At 53.0% G+C, this 19,166-nt stretch carries 19 protein-coding genes and 1 tRNA gene; 7 read left to right on the top strand and 13 right to left on the bottom strand.

The features are described 5' to 3' along the window. Positions 1 to 9 precede the first annotated feature (9 nt). The 8 genes from GE278_13915 to rutA form a co-directional block, all read right to left on the bottom strand. On the bottom strand, positions 10 to 1,650 hold the full coding sequence (locus tag GE278_13915) for a TIGR04028 family ABC transporter substrate-binding protein (protein QLK61801.1): 1,641 nt from the start codon (positions 1,648 to 1,650) through the stop codon (positions 10 to 12). A 237-nt stretch (positions 1,651 to 1,887) separates the two neighbouring features. Further along, complete coding sequence (rutG, locus tag GE278_13910; GenBank protein QLK61800.1) at positions 1,888 to 3,234, bottom strand: pyrimidine utilization transport protein G; 1,347 nt, start codon at positions 3,232 to 3,234, stop codon at positions 1,888 to 1,890. Positions 3,235 to 3,258: 24 nt separating this feature from the next. Next, positions 3,259 to 3,840 carry a pyrimidine utilization flavin reductase protein F gene (gene rutF, locus GE278_13905; protein QLK61799.1) on the bottom strand — a complete coding sequence of 194 codons (582 nt, stop codon included), beginning with the start codon at positions 3,838 to 3,840 and terminating at the stop codon, positions 3,259 to 3,261. A 29-nt stretch (positions 3,841 to 3,869) separates the two neighbouring features. After that, positions 3,870 to 4,460 (bottom strand): malonic semialdehyde reductase, encoded by a 591-nt coding sequence (locus GE278_13900; protein QLK61798.1) that lies wholly within the window; start codon positions 4,458 to 4,460, stop codon positions 3,870 to 3,872. Continuing rightward, a complete protein-coding gene (gene rutD / locus GE278_13895; GenBank protein QLK61797.1) occupies positions 4,445 to 5,284 on the bottom strand; it encodes a pyrimidine utilization protein D in 840 nt (279 codons plus the stop codon). The genes GE278_13900 and rutD overlap by 16 nt, the downstream gene beginning before the upstream one ends. A gap of 9 nt (positions 5,285 to 5,293) precedes the next feature. Beyond that, a complete protein-coding gene (gene rutC, locus GE278_13890) occupies positions 5,294 to 5,683 on the bottom strand; it encodes a pyrimidine utilization protein C (GenBank protein QLK61796.1) in 390 nt (129 codons plus the stop codon). Between the two features lie 24 nt (positions 5,684 to 5,707). Next, positions 5,708 to 6,394 carry a pyrimidine utilization protein B gene (gene rutB / locus GE278_13885; GenBank protein QLK63297.1) on the bottom strand — a complete coding sequence of 229 codons (687 nt, stop codon included), beginning with the start codon at positions 6,392 to 6,394 and terminating at the stop codon, positions 5,708 to 5,710. 80 nt (positions 6,395 to 6,474) lie between these two features. Continuing rightward, positions 6,475 to 7,566 carry a pyrimidine utilization protein A gene (rutA, locus tag GE278_13880; protein QLK61795.1) on the bottom strand — a complete coding sequence of 364 codons (1,092 nt, stop codon included), beginning with the start codon at positions 7,564 to 7,566 and terminating at the stop codon, positions 6,475 to 6,477. Positions 7,567 to 7,984: 418 nt separating this feature from the next. On the opposite strand from rutA, the gene rutR reads away from it, so the two are divergent. Then, positions 7,985 to 8,674 carry an HTH-type transcriptional regulator RutR gene (gene rutR, locus GE278_13875; GenBank protein ID QLK61794.1) on the top strand — a complete coding sequence of 230 codons (690 nt, stop codon included), beginning with the start codon at positions 7,985 to 7,987 and terminating at the stop codon, positions 8,672 to 8,674. Between the two features lie 10 nt (positions 8,675 to 8,684). Next, on the top strand, positions 8,685 to 9,674 hold the full coding sequence (locus GE278_13870) for a metal-dependent hydrolase (protein QLK61793.1): 990 nt from the start codon (positions 8,685 to 8,687) through the stop codon (positions 9,672 to 9,674). Between the two features lie 53 nt (positions 9,675 to 9,727). Here the strand turns inward: GE278_13870 and cycA are convergent, their stop codons facing one another. Further along, positions 9,728 to 11,128, bottom strand: a complete 1,401-nt coding sequence (cycA, locus tag GE278_13865; GenBank protein QLK61792.1) for a D-serine/D-alanine/glycine transporter — start codon at positions 11,126 to 11,128, stop codon at positions 9,728 to 9,730. Positions 11,129 to 11,498: 370 nt separating this feature from the next. On the opposite strand from cycA, the gene GE278_13860 reads away from it, so the two are divergent. Continuing rightward, positions 11,499 to 11,574, top strand: a tRNA-Lys gene (locus GE278_13860). A gap of 270 nt (positions 11,575 to 11,844) precedes the next feature. On the opposite strand, the gene GE278_13855 is transcribed toward GE278_13860, so the two are convergent. Next, the gene (locus GE278_13855) at positions 11,845 to 12,093 is read right to left on the bottom strand and encodes a hypothetical protein (protein ID QLK61791.1); all 249 of its coding nucleotides are present in this window, start codon (positions 12,091 to 12,093) and stop codon (positions 11,845 to 11,847) included. Between the two features lie 227 nt (positions 12,094 to 12,320). Here GE278_13855 and GE278_13850 point away from each other — a divergent pair, with 227 nt between their 5' ends. Then, complete coding sequence (locus GE278_13850; protein ID QLK61790.1) at positions 12,321 to 12,734, top strand: hypothetical protein; 414 nt, start codon at positions 12,321 to 12,323, stop codon at positions 12,732 to 12,734. 217 nt (positions 12,735 to 12,951) lie between these two features. Next, on the top strand, positions 12,952 to 14,622 hold the full coding sequence (gene leuA, locus GE278_13845) for a 2-isopropylmalate synthase (protein QLK61789.1): 1,671 nt from the start codon (positions 12,952 to 12,954) through the stop codon (positions 14,620 to 14,622). On the opposite strand, the gene GE278_13840 is transcribed toward leuA, so the two are convergent. From GE278_13840 to GE278_13830, 3 genes are all read right to left on the bottom strand, one after another. After that, entirely contained in the window at positions 14,615 to 15,367 is a 753-nt protein-coding gene (locus tag GE278_13840; GenBank protein QLK61788.1) for a helix-turn-helix domain-containing protein, read from the bottom strand. The two genes, leuA and GE278_13840, sit on opposite strands and share 8 nt — an antisense overlap. 3 nt (positions 15,368 to 15,370) lie before the next feature. Next, on the bottom strand, positions 15,371 to 15,574 hold the full coding sequence (locus GE278_13835; protein QLK61787.1) for a hypothetical protein: 204 nt from the start codon (positions 15,572 to 15,574) through the stop codon (positions 15,371 to 15,373). Between the two features lie 72 nt (positions 15,575 to 15,646). Further along, positions 15,647 to 15,871 carry a DUF2594 family protein gene (locus GE278_13830; GenBank protein ID QLK61786.1) on the bottom strand — a complete coding sequence of 75 codons (225 nt, stop codon included), beginning with the start codon at positions 15,869 to 15,871 and terminating at the stop codon, positions 15,647 to 15,649. A gap of 796 nt (positions 15,872 to 16,667) precedes the next feature. Here GE278_13830 and uvrY point away from each other — a divergent pair. Next, positions 16,668 to 17,324, top strand: coding sequence for a UvrY/SirA/GacA family response regulator transcription factor (uvrY, locus tag GE278_13825; GenBank protein ID QLK61785.1), 657 nt, complete (start codon positions 16,668 to 16,670; stop codon positions 17,322 to 17,324). Further along, positions 17,317 to 19,152 carry an excinuclease ABC subunit UvrC gene (gene uvrC / locus GE278_13820; GenBank protein ID QLK61784.1) on the top strand — a complete coding sequence of 612 codons (1,836 nt, stop codon included), beginning with the start codon at positions 17,317 to 17,319 and terminating at the stop codon, positions 19,150 to 19,152. Before uvrY ends, uvrC begins: the two co-directional genes overlap by 8 nt. The last annotated feature ends 14 nt before the right edge of the window (positions 19,153 to 19,166 follow it).

The raw sequence follows: 19,166 nt of genomic DNA, 5'->3' as shown, positions 1-19,166 counted from the left end.
TCCTGCCTGTTAATGCTTTTCCAGCCATGCGCCGTAGAAGCTCGGACGACCAACGGCTTCGAAATTCACGCCTTTCAGATACGGCGCACCGGCAAAGACCTGTGGCTCTTCGAAAATCGGAATGATGTAAGCCTGATCGAGCAGGTAATTCTGCACATCCGCCGTCAGCGCCAGACGTTTTTTCGGATCCACTTCTGCCGAAATAGCGGTCAGCAGATCATTAAGTTTGTCGTCACGGAAGCTTTTCACCTTGCTGCTCAGGCCGCCTTTTTGCAGCAGCGCATCACGGTTGGTCGGGTAGAACGAGCTTTTGATGACGTCAGGATCGGCGCGGCCAACTTCGACGACGTTAGCCGGCGTTTTTTCCGGATCAAGGTTATCCGCCACGCGGCTGCCTGCGTCTCCGGCCAGAATATTTAGCTTCGCGCCGACCTGACTCCACTGCTGGGAAACCAGCTGCAACACCTCTTTGTTCTGCGGCTGCGGCAGCGATTCATAAATTGTCAGCGCCAGCGTTTTGCCGTCTTTCTGACGGATGCCGTTCGCGCCCGGTTTCCAGCCCGCTTCGTCGAGTAACTTTTTGGCGAGCGTCGGGTCATAGGTCAGCTTGTGGCTGAGATCAACGTAACCGGCAGCGGTTTTGGCGATGACCGAGGTGGCCTGCGGATAGTTTGGTGAAAAGAGGGTATCGACCACCTGCTTGCTGTTGGTGGCGTGCAGCAGTGCCTGACGTACTTTCAGATCTGACACCAACGCGTTATCCGGGCGGAAGGCGATGCCATCGTTCACGCCTTTGGTCGGCGCGGCATAAATCGGGAAGTTCTGGTCTTTGGCCTGCTTTTCATCATACGCCTGAACCTGACGGATGAAATCGGCCTGACCCGCCAGCAGCGCGCCGATACGCACGCTGTCTTCGCCGGTGACGATCACTTTGATTCCGTCGAGATTGGCGCGGCCCTGCTGTTTGAGGTTTTTCGGACCCCAGTTGTACTCTTTACGCGCTGTCAGATCGACTTCGCGTCCGAGGGTTTCTTTGCTGACCACAAACGGACCGGAGCCGATGATGTGCGTCGCATCGCCCAGCGTATCAAAATTGCGGTTCAGCGTGCTCAGTGAAACCAGCCCCGAGCCAATCGTGGCCGTCCCTTGCAGGAAGCCCGGAGAGGATTTTTTGAAATAGAACTTCACGGTCAGCGGGTCGATCACTTCGCTGTGGTCGTAGTTATTAATGACTTCGGAGACCGGCAGATGATGCTCTTTGTTGCCAAGGCCGTAGGTGTCAAAGTTTTTAGCCACCGCATTGGCGTCGAGCGGCGTGCCGTCGGAGAAGGTCACGCCCGGACGCAGTTTGAAGGTGTACTCGGTTTTGTCGGCATTGAACGTCCAGGATTCAGCGATCCAGGGTTCCACTTCCAGCGTCTGCGGGTTCTGATAAGTCAGTTTATCGGTTATCTGATTGAGAATGCCGCCGTTCGGGTAGAAGCCGCCCGCCGGAGGATAGAGATTGGTGTGTGCCTGCTGTTCGAGATAAATCAGTGTGCCGCCCTGAACCGGCGCGCCATCGGCGGCAAATACGGTGGACGCACTGGTGAGAAGAACCCCTAAAGCCAGTGCGCGAGCGAGGGCGCTTTTCCGGCGAATGTTTTGCATAGTTAAACCCTTTTCTTATAAGCAGATGAATCACTTTTCCGTTCGCATAGAACGAAAGTGCTGGATCCATAACAAACCAATTTAAAGGGCAGGTGAACGAAGGAAATCTGCATTGCTTAGCTGGAAAACAGGAATGGGGAAGGCAGAAAGAAAAAAACCAGCGGCTAAACCGGACGGGTGGACCGGCTAACCGCTGGCGATCATCAAAAATGATGAGCTAAGGAGAAACTGAGGTCGTCAGTGATCTTTTAATGCAGCTTCTGTGCCAGTTTCTGAAACAGGCAATGTTTTCTCTTTGTTGCTGCGGCTCAGAAAGGCGTTCAGCAGGATCGCACCGAACGTCGCTGTGCCGATACCGCCCATGCTGAAGCCGCCAAGGCTCAGGGTAAAATTGCCTGCGCCCAGTACCAGCGTGACTGCAACCATGATCAGATTGCCGTTAAGCGCCAGATCTACCTGGTTTTGTACCCAGATGCGCGCACCGGCTACCGCAATCAGCCCGAACACCACGATTGACGCGCCGCCGAGCACCGGGCCGGGAATGGTGTGGATGAGTGCACCAAATTTGGGCGAGAAGCCCAACACAATGGCAACAATAGCTGCCGCGACGAAAATCAGCGTGGAGTAAATTTTGGTGACCGCCATGACGCCAATGTTTTCTGCGTAGGTGGTGACGCCCGTTCCGCCTGCTGACGCAGAAAGTAACGTCGCCAGACCATCGCCAACAAACGCGCGGCCCATATACGGGTCGAGGTTTTTGCCGGTCATGCCTGCGACCGCTTTAATGTGGCCGAGGTTTTCTGCCACCAGAATCACCGCCACCGGCGCTATCATCAGCATGGCATGCGAACTGAAGACCGGCGTGGTGATGGCCGGAACGCCAAACCACGGTGCCTGCGCCACGGCCGAAAAATCTACCGGCGCGCCGAGCCCCAGTCCGTTGGTCACCACCATATAAATCAGGTAGGCGGCGATAAGGCCGAGCAACAACAGCAGACGTTGCACCAGACCGCGCGTGAAGACGGCCACTGAACCGATACACAGCACCGTCATCACCGCCATCCAGCTGTCGAAGGATGACGCCGAGACGCTGTTAATGGCGATCGGCGCGAGGTTCAGGCCTATCGCCATCACTACCGCCCCGGTCACCACCGGCGGCATCAGACGTTCAATCCAGCGCGTACCAACGGCCATCACCACAAATCCGATCAGGGTATAGACCACGCCGCAGGCAATAATCCCGCCGAGCGCCACGCCGATATTCGGGTTAGCGCCGTGGCCGCTGTAGCCGGTCACCGCGATGACCAGCCCGACAAACGCTGCGCTGGAACCGAGATAACTGGGAACACGTCCGCCGACTACCAGGAAGAACAGCAGGGTGCCGATACCGGACATCAGGATCGCCATATTGGCGTCGAAGCCCATCAGCAGAGGCATCAGCACGGTGGCACCAAACATCGCCACCGTATGTTGCAGTCCCATCACCACAGTCGGCCCTAATGGCAGCCGTTCTTCCGGCGCGATCACTGCGCCATCTAAATTGCCTTCTCTTTTACGCCATGTTGGAAAGTAAGTGTTCGCCATGCTGTGTTCCCTAATCAGGTTGAATTAACAGGCAGACTGACGCATCAGCGGGTGATAGCGGCGGTCGAAATACACCAGTCCATGGCGTTCGTCGTTACGTCGCAGCGCGACGGCTTCACAGATAAGAATGTCATGGGTGCCGACGCTGGTGATCTGCGTGACCTTACAGTCAAAAGACACCAGCGCGTCGGTGAGGACTGGCGAACCGGTGGCCAGACGGGCCCACTCGGCGGCCCCGAAACGTTGTTCCATCGGCGTTTTTCCGCCGAACAGGTTGGACAGCGACTCATGGCAGTCCGCCAGCGTGTTTACACACAGCACCTGATTTTCCTTAAAAACGGAATATACCGAGGCCGAGCGGTTGAGGCACACCAGCAGCGTGGGCGGAGAATCGGTGACGCTGCACACCGCCGAGGCGGTGAATCCGGCACGGCCAGCGGGGCCGTCGGTGGTGATGATGTTGACGGCGGAACCGAGGTGCGCCATCGCATCGCGATACTCTTTTTTTTCAACGGCAGCTTGCTTCTCAACAGCGGCTTTTTCCTCAACCGCGCTGATCGCGGCAGGTGCAACGGGTAAATCCACGGCATTCAGTGTGGTTTGCATGAGCGGGTCCTCAGAGTTATGTCAGTGACTTACAGCACACGACAGGCGCGGTCGAAATCCAGTCGCGGCGCGCGCGGATATACTTTGCTGTTATCGCCGTAGCCGATATTTATCAGAAAATTGGATTTCCAGCCGGTATCCGACAGGAAGGTTTCATCCACTTTGGCATTGTCAAAACCGGACATCGGGCCGGTATCAAGCCCCAGCGAGCGGCAGGCGAGGATCAGATATGCCGCCTGCAAACTGCTGTTACGAAACGCGGTATCGTGGGCCAGTTGCGGACTGGAGGTGAACCACGAACGGGCATCGCCGGACGGAAACAGTTCTGGCAGCAACTCGTAAAACTCCGGATCCCAGGCGATGATCGCCGTGACCGGCGCGGTCATGGTTTTTTTCAGATTGCCGCTCGATAACGCCGGAGCCAGCTTTTCTTTCGCTTCCTGACTCTGGATAAACACGATGCGTACCGGGCTGCAATTGGCGGAGGTCGGCCCCATACGCGCCAGATCATAAATCGTTTTCAGCTGTTCACCGGTGACCGGTTTGTTCTGCCAGCCATTGTGGGTACGGGCTTCGGTGAATAAAGTCGCCAGTGCGCTGGCGGTTAATGCTTCGGCCATGATGTCTCCGTGGGCAGGTGACTGGACGGCGTGGCCGTGTTTTGCGATGAATGCCGTAGCAGCCAGTCCAGTAAAATAGGGTTAAAGGTATCGGGGTCAGTTACGCTCATCGCATGGCCGCCGTACAACATTTGCGTGTGTTCACCGTTGGGCAGGCGCGCGGCGAGATCGACGGAGCGCATCCAAGGCACCAGCAAATCATCTTTGCAGCTCAATGCCAGCGTCGGGGCGATCACCTGCCCGATCGTTTCGGTGAGATCGGATGCCATCAGCGCCTGTAAGCGGTGCAGGAGGTTTTCCATCCCCTGAAAATGCGCCACCTGATGCTGGCGCTCTTCCTGTAACAACGCTTCGTTTGCAGAAAGCCAGTCACCGGGATACAGAAACAGCGGCTGCGCCTGCACGTAGGCATCGACGCCGCTGTTGAGCAGCAGATTCTGACGCACTTCAAAGCAGCGACGGGTCTGGCTGTCGAGCCTCGCCCAGCCGTTGATCACCACCAGACTTTGCAGCAGCGCCGGATAACGCAGGGCAAGGTGCAGGCCGATAATGCCGCCGAGGGCGTGACCCACCAGATGACAGCGGTTGATGTCCAGTTCGTTGAGCAGCCCGGCCAGTTCGTCGGCCATGTCTTCCATCCGGTAACCTGCGGGGACGCTGCCCTGGCTGGCGCCGGTACCGTGCTGGTCATACACCACCACGCGAAAATGTTCATTCAGCAATGAGAGTTGTGGCTGCCAGAAACTGCCCGAACCCCCGAGGCCGGAGGAGAGCACCACGGTTTCGGCATCTGCATTTTTCTTACCTGACACCTTGTAATACATAGCGTTACCTCACGGCTTACCGATATGGGCAATCGATGCGATTTCGATCAGCGCGCCCGGTTTCACCAGCCCGCACTGAATGCAGAACCGCGCCGGTTTTTCGCCGGGGAAATATTGTGCGTAAACCTGATTCACCGCCGCGTAATTCGCCCAGTCGGTGATGAAAATCGAGTTCATGGTGACGTCATCCATCGTGCCGCCAGCGGTTTCGATCACACTTTTGATGATCTCCAGCACATGGCGGGTTTGCGCTGCGGCATCACCCAAATGCACGACGTTGTTATCTTTATCAAAAGGCAGCGTACCGGAGACATACACCACGCCATCGGCCAGCGTGCCCGGAACAAACGGCGCCAGTGGTACGCCGGTACCGGCTGGAATAATTGCACTTTTAGGCATTCGCGTTTCCTTATCTGCGGCCGGTCAGGCTGCGTTTAGTTCAGATTTGTAACCCACCGCATTGCAGAAACTGCGCACGTCCGATACCCAGCCGAAGAACGTTTCGATGTTGTAGATTGCCGCTTTTTGCGCGAACTCCGGGCCTGCCTGATGGGTGGCGTCTTCCAGCACCACACCGAAATACTCGAGGAAGAAACCGTCACGCAGCGTGGATTCAACACACACGTTGGTGGCGATGCCGGTGAAGACCAGATGATGAATGCCGTAGCTGCGCAGCAGGCTGTCGAGCTGGGTATTGAAGAAGCCGCTGTAACGCGGTTTTGGCAGTACAATGTCGCCCGGTTGCGGCTGGATCTCATCCACCAAATCGTAATCCCAGTCGCCTTTCGCCAGCAGTTTGCCCATCAGTTCCGGGCGTTTGCGCATGGTTTTCAGCGCGTTAGATTTGTGGAAGTTCGGTGAACCCGCACCGCCCGCTTCGACGTACTGATTGTCCCAGCCGTTCTGGAAGAAAATCACTTTAATACCTGCGGCACGTGCGGCGGAAATTGCCACTTTGATGTTGGCAATCACCGGTGCGGTGGCGGAAACATCAAAACCCGCCAGATCCAGATAACCGCCTTGCGACGCGTAGGCATTCTGCATATCCACGACGATCAGTGCCGTTTGTTGCGGCGTGAAGGCGATGGCTTCCGGACGGGCGGTGAGGATAGTTTCGTCACCGGTATTTTTCGGCTCGCGGCGGACAATGGTCTGGTGGTCGACCGCTTTAGGTTTCTCAAAAAAAGTCATTACGCTACCTCTTTCTGTTCTGCCGCGATGTGCTGGCGGGTTTTCATTAATGGCTGGATGAAGCGACCGAAGTTTTCGATACCTTCCACGAAATCATCGAAGGTCAGCAGAATGCCTTCTGCGCCCGGCACGGTGTCGATTTCATCGAGCATTTTGGCGACGCTGGCATAAGAGCCAACCAGCGTACCCATATTAATATTGACCGCAGAGGTCGGGTCAGCCATCTGGCGGACGTTGGTGTCAGCACCGGATTTGGTGTCTTTGCTGCTTTGATCGGTGAGCCATGCCAGCGCACCGGCGTCGGCGCCGGATTTATACAGCTCCCATTTTGCACGGGCGGCGGCATCGGTTTCATCGGCGATAATCATAAACAGTACATAAGAAGAGACGTCCCGGCCTTCGGCTTCGGCGGCGGTTTTCATACGTGCGGCGGTCGGTGCGAAAGCGGTCGGGGTGTTGACGCCTTTGCCGAAGCAGAAGTTGAAGTCAGCGTGTTTGGCGGAGAAGGCCATGCCGGCGTCGCTTTGTCCGGCGCAGATGACTTTCATTTCGGCCTGCGGACGCGGGCTGACGCGGCAGTCGTCCATCTTGAAGAATTCGCCGTCGAGGGTGCAATGACCGGTGCCCCACAGATCGCGTAGTACGCTGACATATTCGGTCAGGTAGTCATAGCGGCGACTGAAATAGTCATCACCCGGCCACATGCCCATCTGCTCGTATTCGGGTTTCTGCCAGCCGGTAACTACGTTGACGCCGAAACGGCCGTTGGAGATTGAGTCGATAGTGGCGGCCATGCGCGCCACGATGGCCGGTGGCATCACCAGCGTCGCGGCGGTGGCGTAGAGCTGGATGCGGGAGGTCACGGCGGCCAGACCGGCCATCAGCGTGAACGACTCCATATTGTGTTCCCAGAACTCGGTTTTACCGCCGAAGCCGCGCAGTTTGATCATCGACAGCGCGAAATCGAAATTGTAGTGTTCGGCTTTCTGCACGATGGTTTTATTCAGTTCGAAAGTCGGTTTGTACTGCGGCGCGGTTTCAGAAATCAACCAGCCGTTGTTACCGATAGGAATAAAGACGCCGATTTTCATAGCTCACCTCATGACATGTTTTTGAAATTTAGACATCAAAACAAGGGCTTGTGAAATTCTCTGCGCGGCTTGAGTGCGTCCTGCGGGTTCCGAATTGCACCGGGCTGAAATTTCCTGACGTGAGGACTATTGCAAAGGGGATGCCAGTTTTTTAATGACCTTAATATTCAGTGAGTTAAGAAAATATTTTGTTTTTAGGTGGAGCAAATGGTCTGTTTCAGACCATTTGGTCAAAACAAACTGCACGTAAATCAGGCAGGATTGAACAGAAATGGTGCAAATTTGTTAAATTTATAATCCTTTATAGTTATGTGGTGTTAGATAACATGTTGCGTTCATCATGGGGATGCATAGCGATAGTCGCCTCTATTCCCATTTGTTATGATTTCTGCCTTGCCGTTTGTCTCAGGGAGACATTGTGAAGCCAATGGATGAACATCCGCAGCCTGCGGCCGGGGTAACCCAAACCCGCAAAGCCGCAGCGAAAGCCCCGACGCGACGTTCGCGCGCCGTCGCCGCCAAGCGTGGCAATATCATGGCCGCGGCGCTGGAATTTTTTTCGTTGTACGGTATTCATGGCACCAGCCTGGATCAGGTCGCCGAGCGCGCCGACGTCTCGAAAACCAATCTGCTGTACTACTTTCCGTCGAAGGAGGATTTGTATATTGCGGTGCTGAAAGGCCTGCTCGATATCTGGCTGGCACCGCTGAAAGCGTTGCAGTCAGATCAGCATCCGCTGGAAGCGATCCGCGAATACATCCGCCTGAAACTGTGTGTTTCGCGTGACCACCCGCAGGCCTCGCGTCTGTTCTGTCTGGAGATGGTACAGGGCGCGCCGCTGCTCAGGCAGGAGCTCGGCGGCAGCCTGAAAACACTGGTGGAAGATAAATCCGACGTGATCCGCGGCTGGATAAAAGACCAATTAATCGCGCCAGTTGACCCGATGCAGCTGATTTTTATGCTGTGGGCAACGACGCAGCATTACGCGGATTTTGGTGTACAGGTCGAAGCCATTACTGGCAAAACGCTCAACGACCCTGATTTCTTCGAGCAGACCGTGAGTAACGTACAGCGCATTATTACCGAAGGCATACAGCTTCGGGCTTAAAGAGGTCAGGATGGATTCGGTATCACAATTAGTCTTGGGCGCTGCGGTAGGCATCGCGGTAATGGGCAAACGCGTGCCGGTGTGGAAAGCCGCGCTGGCGGGCGGCGTGTGCGGAACTTTGCCGGATCTCGATGTCTTTTACGATCATGGTGATGCCATCAGCAATATGACGTTGCACCGTACCGAGACACATGCGCTTTTCTATCTGACGCTGCTGTCACCACTGCTGGCATGGCTGATGGCCAGACTGTTCAGCGCCGGGCAGCACTTCCGGCACTGGTGGGGCGCGGTCTGGCTGGCGTTGATCACCCATCCGCTGCTGGATCTGATGACCGTCTACGGTACGCAGCTTGGTCTGCCGTTCACGAATACGCCGTTTGCGGTCGGCAGTATTTTCATCATCGATCCGCTCTATACCTTGCCGTTGATTATCGGCGTCGGGCTGGCGTTATACCGTGAACGTCAGCGCGGGATTGTCTGGAACAACGTGCTGCTGGGCGTCAGTTGTCTGTATCTGGCCTGCACCGTGGTCGAACAACATCAGGTGACAGCGCACGTTGGCGAAGAGTTACAGCGGCAAAACATCCAAAGTACGCAGGTTCTGGTCACGCCGACCCCACTTAATACATTAGTCTGGCGCGTAGTGGTGATGACCAAAGACAGCTACGGCGAGGGATTCACCTCGCTGCTGCACCCGGATTCAGCGATTCGCTTCCGCTTTTATCCGCGCGGTGAAGCGTTATATGAAGCACACAAAGACAACGCGTTTCTGGCGCGCGTTGCCTGGTTCAGCCACGGTTTCTTTAGCGTAAAAGAGCAGGGCGGTCATATTCTGATCAGCGACTTACGTATGGGGCAGGAACCCGATTACAGCTTTGTGTTCGATCTCGGCGAAATGAAAGCCGGAGAACCGCCTCAATTACCGGTCAAAGTGGCCTCGGCCAGACCCTCAGCGGTGAAAATGTGGCGGCAGTTCAGATCGGCGCTGGATGTGGAGTAAACAACCCAAGAAAAAGGAGCCGTAAAGGCTCCTTTCTACTATTACCGGTTCAGTTAATCGCGGCGGCTTCTGCTTCGCAGCCAGTAGCCAATCCCCAGGATCACGAACCACAGCGGTGTGACGATAAGTGCCTGACGGGTGTCGTCCTGCAAGGTCAGCAGCACCAGTACGCCAGCGAAGAACGCCATGCAGACCCAGCACATCAGTTTACCTAGCGGCATTTTATAGATGGATACTGCGTGCAGCTGCGGACGTTTACGGCGGTAGACCAGATACGAACAGAGAATGATGGTCCAGACGAACATAAACAGGATTGCTGACACGGTGGTGACCAGCGTGAAAACGGTCATCACGTTGGGGATAAGGTAAATCAGCACCACGCCACCCAACAGGCAGATGCAGGAGAAGGTCAGACCGTTCGACGGTACTGCGCGTGAGGAGAGTTTGCCGAACGCTTTCGGTGCATTCCCTTCCTGGGCCAGGCCGAACAACATGCGGCTGGTGGAGAAAACACCGCTGTTGGCAGAGGACGCCGCCGAGGTCAGCACCACAAAGTTAATGATACTCGCCGCCGCAGGCAGGCCTGCCAGAACGAATAGCTCAACAAACGGGCTTTTATCCGCAACGACGTGGCTCCACGGCGTCACTGACATGATCATGATTAACGAGAAAACGTAGAACATGATGATGCGCAGTGGGATCGCATTAATGGCGCGCGGCAGGGATTTTTGTGGATCTTTGGTCTCGGCAGCGGTTGTCCCGACCAGTTCGATACCGACGAAAGCAAACACTGCTATCTGGAAACCAGCGAAAAAGCCGCTGATGCCTTTCGGGAAGAGTCCACCGTCATTCCACAAATTGCTGAAAGAGGCAACGGTGCCGGTTGGCGTCTGGAAGTGAGTGAGTACCATCACCAATCCGGCAATGATCAACCCGACGATAGCGACGATTTTGATCATCGCGAACCAGAATTCCATCTCACCAAACATTTTTACTGTGGCGAGATTCAGGCTAAGTAACAGTAAAACGCACAGCAGTGAAGCGATCCACTGCGAAAGTCCGGGGAACCAGAACTGGGCGTAAGCGGTAATGGCCACAACGTCGGCAATGCCGGTTACCACCCAGCAAAACCAGTAGGTCCAGCCGGTGAAATAGCCCGCCCACGGACCGAGCAGATCGGCGGCGAAGTCGCTGAAGGATTTATATTCGAGGTTGGACAGTAGCAATTCGCCCATGGCGCGCATCACGAAAAAAAGCATAAAGCCGATGATCATGTACACGAAGATGATAGAAGGGCCTGCCAGGCTGATGGTTTTACCTGAACCCATGAACAGACCTGTGCCGATAGCACCACCAATAGCAATCAGCTGGATGTGCCGGTTGGAGAGATTGCGCCGCAGACCTTCGGCGTTCTCTTCCACTGGCTGTGTGAGGATTTTTGACTCGTCTTGCATGTTGTATTGATTCCTGTTTTTTGCTTTTGCGTATGAACTCCGCCATATCGCATTCATTGCAACAAATTAAGTTTTAAAACGCAGTTATTTTGACCATCACTGGAAACGGCAGCGACGGCGTATCGATGTAATAGTAATGTTAAGTGCGCATTTATTATAACTGGCATGAAAAATGCCAACCGGAAAAATGTATCGTAATTTTTACATCGGAGATAACTGCGTGTTAATTAATCAGATGAGCGTTAATGCACAGGGAATAATACCGCTTTTGCTTGTGATGAGCTTCACAATTCTCAAATTGAATAACGGCAAAAAAAATAGGGATAAGCGTTTGACATCATCGGCCAACAGGCGAATAATCCGTCCCGTTGGGTCGTTAGCTCAGTTGGTAGAGCCGTTGACTCTTAATCAATTGGTCGCTGGTTCGAACCCAGCACGACCCACCAACATTTTATAAATCAAAATGATAACCCCTTCCTTCTCTGATTTTTTTCCTCGCCCAGCCTTTCCTTGATAATGATTATTTGATTTCAACTCCAGTCAAAATTAATGACGATTTTTTGACGAAAATAACCTCGGGGAACCTGCATATATTTGAGCTATTGAGTAGGATTATTTTTAGATATCGCAATTCTTTGCAGAAGGGAAATAGGTGAAGCCGTGGGCGTCAGGCCTCAAAGGATGAGGCCTGAACAGGGTTAAGCGGGCGCAGAAAATTAATACATAATGGTCGTATTCGGTTTATTGCCGTTTTTAAGTTGTTTTTGTACCCGCATACACAGACTAAAAATCAGCAGGTGGACGTGAGTGATAAAGGCGCGTTCTTCAGTAAACTGGCTGCTGCGTAAAACCACCATTTCTGAGCGATTCTGTTTGGCAACCAGCAGCTCAATGCCTTTCTCGCGAAACTCGTCTTCATAGGTCTTTACGATCCCGGCGGGGGCGATAAGTGTATAGCTGTACATAGGTGCTTCCTGAATCTGGTTGAACGTCTCATCGGATAAATCCTAATAAGAGTATCAAATACCAGCGGACGGCGATTAGCAATTCGGGTGGTTGATTTTCATACTAACGTCACAGATTTATGCCGCTTTTACCGCCTCCCTTTCGGCCACGCGCAACTCTCACCGGTTTTTTGTTGCCCGCGCCGCGCACGCTGCTATCATTCGTGCATAAACTCAGGGAGATAACGATGAAAAAAACACTGGTGGCCTTGGCTGCTCTGCTTTTAGCCGGGTGCGCAAGCAATCCTTATGAACCGACCCTTCAGGTCAAATCCTCTTTCGCTAACGCCAGTACCTCGGCGCCGAAAGGGCAGACACACATCAGGTTGCATCGTATCGATCAGTGGTCCACGGTGCCGTTTGAGAAAACCTGTCCACTGATTGTGATTTTGGACGGTCAGACCGTAGCTTCCCTGCACTTTAATCAGTACGTTGATCTGAATGTGCCAAACGGCCTGCGCAAAATTGAAGTCCGCATTGCCTGTGCGCTGACCAAAACCACTGGCTCCATCACCGTGGATGCGAAAGGGCAGAGCATCAGTCTCGAAACCGACCGCAGTATCTTAGGTACCTACCATATTCGTCCTAAAACTAGCGAATAACGTGCATAAAAAAATCCGCTTCGGCGGATTTTTTTATGCAGCACCGAAAGCCATTTTTCCCCTTAGATTCAAACTCCTTTTCATTTTGTCCGTTTTGCGAGAGTTGCTGTCAGTTAGCAAGGCGCAGGAAGTTATCGTTTGCGTACTATGTATTTCACAAGGTAAAGACGTATACCCCAAAGCAAAACCTGCCACGACGCATCCTGAGGAGAACCCCATGTTAACCGACCCATCGCAAAAATATCGTCCCTTCCCACCGGTGAATTTACCCGACCGCCAGTGGCCGGGAAACGTGCTGAAAAAGGCACCTCAGTGGTGTTCAAGCGACCTTCGCGATGGCAATCAGGCGCTGGCTGAGCCGATGGACAACGCCCGCAAACGCCAGTTTTTTGATCTGCTGATCCGCTGTGGTTTTAAGCAGATTGAGGTTGCGTTCCCTTCGGCATCGCAAACTGATTTTGATTTTGTTCGTGGTCTGATTGAAGACAAGCTGATCCCGGACGACGTGGTAATACAAGTGCTGACGCCGTCGCGTCCGGACTTAATCGCGCGCACTTTTGAAGCGCTGAAAGATGTGCCACGCGCCATCGTGCATTTATATAACGCCACGGCGCCGGTATTTCGCGAAGTCGTCTTCAATCAGGACAAAGATGCCACGCGTGATCTGGCGGTTCGCGGCGCGCAGCAGATCCGTGAGCTTTGCGAACAATATTCGCAAACCCAGTGGACGTTTGAGTATTCACCGGAAACCTTCTGTTTTACTGAACTGGAGTTTGCGCTGGAAGTGTGTGAAGCAGTCGCCGATGTCTGGGAGCCGGGCAATGCGCGGCCAATGATCATTAATTTACCCGCGACGGTGGAAGTCAGCACACCGAATATTTATGCCGATCAGATCGAATGGTTCTGCCGTCATTTTAGCCGCCGCGAACAGGTTTCTATCAGCGTGCATCCGCATAATGACCGCGGAACCGGTGTAGCCTGTGCCGAATTGGCGATGCTGGCGGGGGCTGATCGGGTTGAAGGCTGTCTGTTTGGCAATGGTGAACGTACTGGTAACGTAGATATCGTGACGCTGGCGCTGAACCTGTACACACAGGGCGTTTCCCCTGAACTGGATTTCAGTAATCTGCAGTCCATCGTCGAGGCGGTAGAAGAATGTAACCAGTTACCGGTGCATCCTCGTCATCCTTATGCAGGAGAACTGGTGTTTACTGCGTTTTCTGGCTCGCATCAGGATGCCATTAAAAAAGGTTTTGCTGCGCAGAAAACCTCAGACAATGACGTCTGGCGCGTTCCTTATCTGCCGCTGGATCCGGCAGACGTCGGGTGCAGCTACGAAGCGGTGATCCGCGTGAACAGCCAGTCCGGAAAAAGCGGTGCTGCCTGGCTGCTGGAGCAGAATCATGGCTTGAAACTGCCGCGCGGTTTGCAGATCGATTTCAGCAAAGCTGTTCAGCGTGAAACTGATTCTCACGGCAAAGAAATGAGCACCAGTGATATCTGGCGGCTGTTCCGTCAGCGTTACGGGCTGATTGAGCAACCGGTGGTGAAATTGCTGAGTTACGACATCCGCAGCGATGAGCAGAACGTCTGCCATTTCAACGCGCGTATCCGTTATCGCAATGAAGAGCAGCATATTTCCGGCAGCGGCAACGGTTTGTTGTCCGGTGCGGTGGATGCGTTCCGCCGCAGCTACGATATTCAGCTGGAAATCGGCGATTATCACGAACACACCCTGGGGCATCAAAGCCACAGCCGGGCAGTGGCGTATGTGAGTTGTCAGGGGAAACTCGGTGAAACGTGCTACGGCGTGGGCATCGACAGTGATGTCTCCAGCGCCTCATTGCAGGCGTTGTTTAATGCGGCGGGCGGGACTCTGGCTAACTAAAATATTCACTCGGCGAGACGCCCAGTGAGCGGCGGAACATCGCACTGAAGGCACTTGGGCTGTCGTAGCCCAGTGCCAGCGCCACATCAATCACCGAATTTCCGGCCGCCAGTTGTTGCAGAGCTTCGAGTAATTTTGCCTGACGTACCCAGTCACTGAAACGCAATCCCGTCTCGCGCTGAAAGCGACGGGAAAGTGTTCTGCTGCTGATATTCAGCCGCGCGGCGACTTCCTCAAGTTCCCACGAAGCGCTCAGATCGTGGCAAATCTGCTGGCTGAGTGTCAGGAGTTCAGGTTCTTTAGGTTCAGGTAAATACAACGGCAGCGTTGGTAACAGGCGTAACTCATCAAGCAGCAATTCCATAATGCGCTCGTCACGGCCACCGGGCAGATAATCGGCGGGGATCGTTAGCGAGACCAGAATAAGTTCGCGCAGCAGCGGGGAAATCTGGACCACCTGACACTGGGCGGGCAAATCCGCGCGGGCCAGTTGATCGACAAACAGGGTGCGGGCTTTAACGCCGCCGATAAAACGCAGGCTGTGTTTAACGTTGGCAGGTAACCAGACACCGCGCCCCGGCGGAACCATCCAGGTACCGAGCGCGGTATGGACTTCAACAACGCCGCACAGTGTGTGGATCAGCTGCGAACAGCTGTGACTGTGCGCCGGTTCGCTGTCACCGTGCTGATAATCCACGGACAGCGGCGCGATGGCCTGCTGTGGGGCAAGGACGTTGCGGTGCATGAATCAGTGGTGTTTTTGTTTTTTGGCGTCTTCAACGGCTTGTCTGGCTTCTTGTGCCGCTTTTTCAATTTCTTCTTCTGTCAGTTGCTCAGATACTTCAATCAGTTCAGCCAGACCGTCGCTCACGTGTACGTCGTCGGCTTTACTTTTGTTTTCTTTATTATTTTCGCTCATTACTTTTGTCCTGATGAAATAAGAAGAGGGCATGATTATAGCAGAATTCAGGGCGGGAAGCTTTTCAGGGGCGGAGTCCGTCGGGCGACAGACTCCGAAACAGCATTACTGACGGTAGGCAAATTTGATTTGCTGCAGGGAATTTCTGAAGATTGCTGCCTGCTGTTCATCTTCTATCTGCGAGACATATTTTTCCATGTTCAACATGATCTTACCCGCATCAGCCTGACCGACCGCTTTCAGGATAAGAGTCAGGGTAGCTTTCAGGCAGGCAACTTCTGTCGCCAGGGTTTCAACGTTCGCTTCAGTGGTAAAATCGCAATTACTCATTATTTCTCCTCAGGCAGGCTGCCAGGCAGCGCTCCCGACTTTATACAGTAAAAAGAAGGGGGTATATCAACGGACTCACCCTAAACACCCAGGTGCAAAGTGACAGCATTTTAGCATAGCCGGCAGGCTTTAGTGCAGTTGAGCGCAGGCTGCGTTCAAAATGAGCTGAATGCTCCGGGCAAGGAGAGAAAAGAAATCCGATGAGTTAAAAGATTTGGAAGTTAGTAAAGAATACTAAACATAATAGATGGCCAGACATTTTCCGTCTAAATGACTAAGGTTATTCTTATAAATGCCGGGGCACTTCGTGCTATTACAAATAATCATTGGGTATATCATAGATATATGGGAGTCATGATTTGCTGTTTTTATCACCTTTCTATAAAGCCAGTTATTTTAGCGGGAAAAACACCGGCACTGTTATTTCTACAGAGGAAAAGATGTCGCTTGGTACAGACCTTATTGCTTGATTCAAAATGCTTTTTTTTTGTATTATTAATACAGGTTATGGCAGTTCTCATTTACATTCAGCAAACTAGTTTTTTGCAGACATTCCTTGGTCAAGCTGCACAGATAGAGTAAAATACGCGGGCAATAATAAATAATCTGAATTATTGATTTAAAAACCCTGTCCATGTGCGGTAGTGAGGTAAGTTCGTTGATGTTGGCTTCTTATTGCCACCTTCTCTTCTATAAGCTGTCTGCGCACGATATCAATGTTTAACGTGTATGATTGCGTTAAGACAAGCCCGAAGATCCTGACGGTGCGTCGCCCTTATTTTTTGGAGAATTCTCTTTGATTAGCGTTCTTCTTGTTGATGACCACGAATTAGTGCGCGCAGGGATCCGACGCATTCTCGAAGATATCAAAGGCATCAAAGTCGTTGGTGAGGCTCAGTGCGGCGAAGACGCCGTGAAGTGGTGCCGTACCAATGATGTTGATATAGTCCTGATGGATATGAATATGCCGGGTATTGGCGGGCTTGAAGCGACGAAGAAAATTGTGCGTTTCACGCCGGATATCAAGATTATCATGTTAACTATCTATACTGAAAACCCGCTGCCGGCAAAAGTGATGCAGGCGGGGGCATCCGGTTATCTGAGTAAAGGTGCAGCACCACAGGAAGTGGTTAACGCAATCCGTTTGGTTGACTCGGGCCAGCGCTATATTGCTTCTGACATCGCTCAGCAAATGGCACTCAGCCAGATTGAGCCTCAGTCTGAAACGCCTTTTGATTCCTTATCTGAGCGTGAATTACAGATCATGCTAATGATTACCAAAGGGCAAAAAGTGAATGAAATTTCAGAACAACTGAACTTGAGCCCGAAGACCGTTAACAGTTATCGTTACCGAATGTTTAGTAAATTAAATATTAGTGGCGATGTCGAGTTAACTCATCTGGCAATCCGACACGGTTTGTACAACGCGGAGACTTTATCAGGCAGTGAATGATGAGCGTTTCGACCCTAAAGCCTTTCTGAAAACGGTCACCAGCCAGCCGGGCGTCTACAGGATGTATGACGCCAGCGGCACCGTAATCTATGTAGGTAAAGCTAAAGACCTTAAAAAGCGTCTTGCCAGCTATTTTCGCGTTCAGGTTTCCAGCCGAAAAACGGAGACGCTGGTCAAAAATATTGCGCAAATAGACGTCACTGTAACGCATACGGAAACCGAAGCGCTCCTCCTCGAACATAACTACATCAAGCTGTATCAGCCGCGTTATAACGTGTTGTTACGCGATGATAAATCCTATCCGCTGATTTTCCTGAGCGCCGATAATCATCCGCGTATTACCGTGCATCGTGGCGCCAAGCACGCTAAAGGCGAATATTTCGGGCCGTTTCCCAACTCCTATGCCGTGCGTGAAACGCTGGCGCTGCTGCAGAAACTTTTCCCGATCCGCCAGTGCGAGAACAGCGTTTACAGCAACCGCTCGCGCCCCTGCCTGCAATATCAGATAGGACGTTGTCTCGGCCCATGTGTGAAAGGGCTGGTCAGCGAACAAGATTATAAAGATCAGGTGGATTACGTGCGTCTTTTCCTTGAAGGGAAAGATCAGCAAGTGGTCACGCAGTTAGTGAACCGGATGGAAGAGGCCAGCAAGGATTTACGTTTTGAAGATGCCGGACGCATCCGCGATCAAATCCAGGCAGTCCGCCGCGTCACTGAGCGCCAGTTCGTATCGGGTAACAGTGAAGATCTCGATGTTATCGGTGTCGCATTCGAATCCGGCATGGCGTGCCTGCACGTTCTGTTTATTCGTCAGGGCAAAGTGTTGGGCAGTCGCAGCTACTATCCGAAGGTACCGGGAGGTACCGATCTTGGCGAAGTGGTGCAAACTTTTGTCGGGCAGTTCTATTTACAGGGCAGTCAGATGCGCACCCTGCCTGGCGAAATTCTCTTGGACTTCAGCCTGCCGGAAAAAGATTTACTGGCTGATTCCCTCAGTGAGATTGCCGGACGTAAAGTGCTGATTCAGAGTAAGCCGCGCGGCGACCGTGCACGCTACCTGAAGCTGGCGCGTACGAACGCCTCCACGGCTCTGACCACGAAGCTGGCGCAGCAGTCGACTATTCATCAGCGTCTGGCAGAACTGGCAAAAACCCTCAATCTTGCGGAAATTAACCGTATGGAATGCTTCGACATCAGCCATACTATGGGCGAACAAACGGTCGCTTCCTGTGTGGTGTTCGACGGTAATGGGCCGGTACGTTCTGAATATCGCCGCTATAACATTACCGGTATCACGCCGGGGGATGATTATGCGGCCATGAAGCAGGTTCTGACGCGACGTTACAGTAAATCGCTGGATGAGAAAAAGATCCCTGACGTGATTTTTATCGACGGCGGGAAAGGGCAGCTCGGCATGGCGTTGGATGTGTTTCATTCATTAGATGTGACATGGGATAAATCCAAACCCCTGCTGATCGGTATTGCGAAAGGTGCCGATCGTAAAGCGGGGCTTGAAACGTTATTCTTTGTTCCAGAAGGTGAGGGGATTGCCTTGCCGGCGGATTCACCGGCATTGCATGTAATCCAGCATATTCGTGATGATTCGCATAATCATGCGATCACCGGGCACCGTCAGCGGCGCGCCAAAGTGCGCACGACGAGCGCGCTTGAAGAGATTGAAGGCGTCGGGCCGAAACGACGTCAGGTATTATTGAAGTATATGGGAGGCATCCAGCCATTACTGAATGCCAGCGTCGAGGAAATTGCACAGGTACCGGGTATTTCGACCGCATTAGCAGAAAAGATTCATAATGCGTTGAAACACTAAAGCCGTTGTAGCAA

Source organism: Enterobacteriaceae bacterium Kacie_13 (genome assembly GCA_013457415.1).
Taxonomy (GTDB): domain Bacteria; phylum Pseudomonadota; class Gammaproteobacteria; order Enterobacterales; family Enterobacteriaceae; genus Rahnella.
The sequence above is the reverse complement of the archived record's forward strand: the minus strand, read 5'-3'. Positions and strand labels throughout refer to the sequence as shown.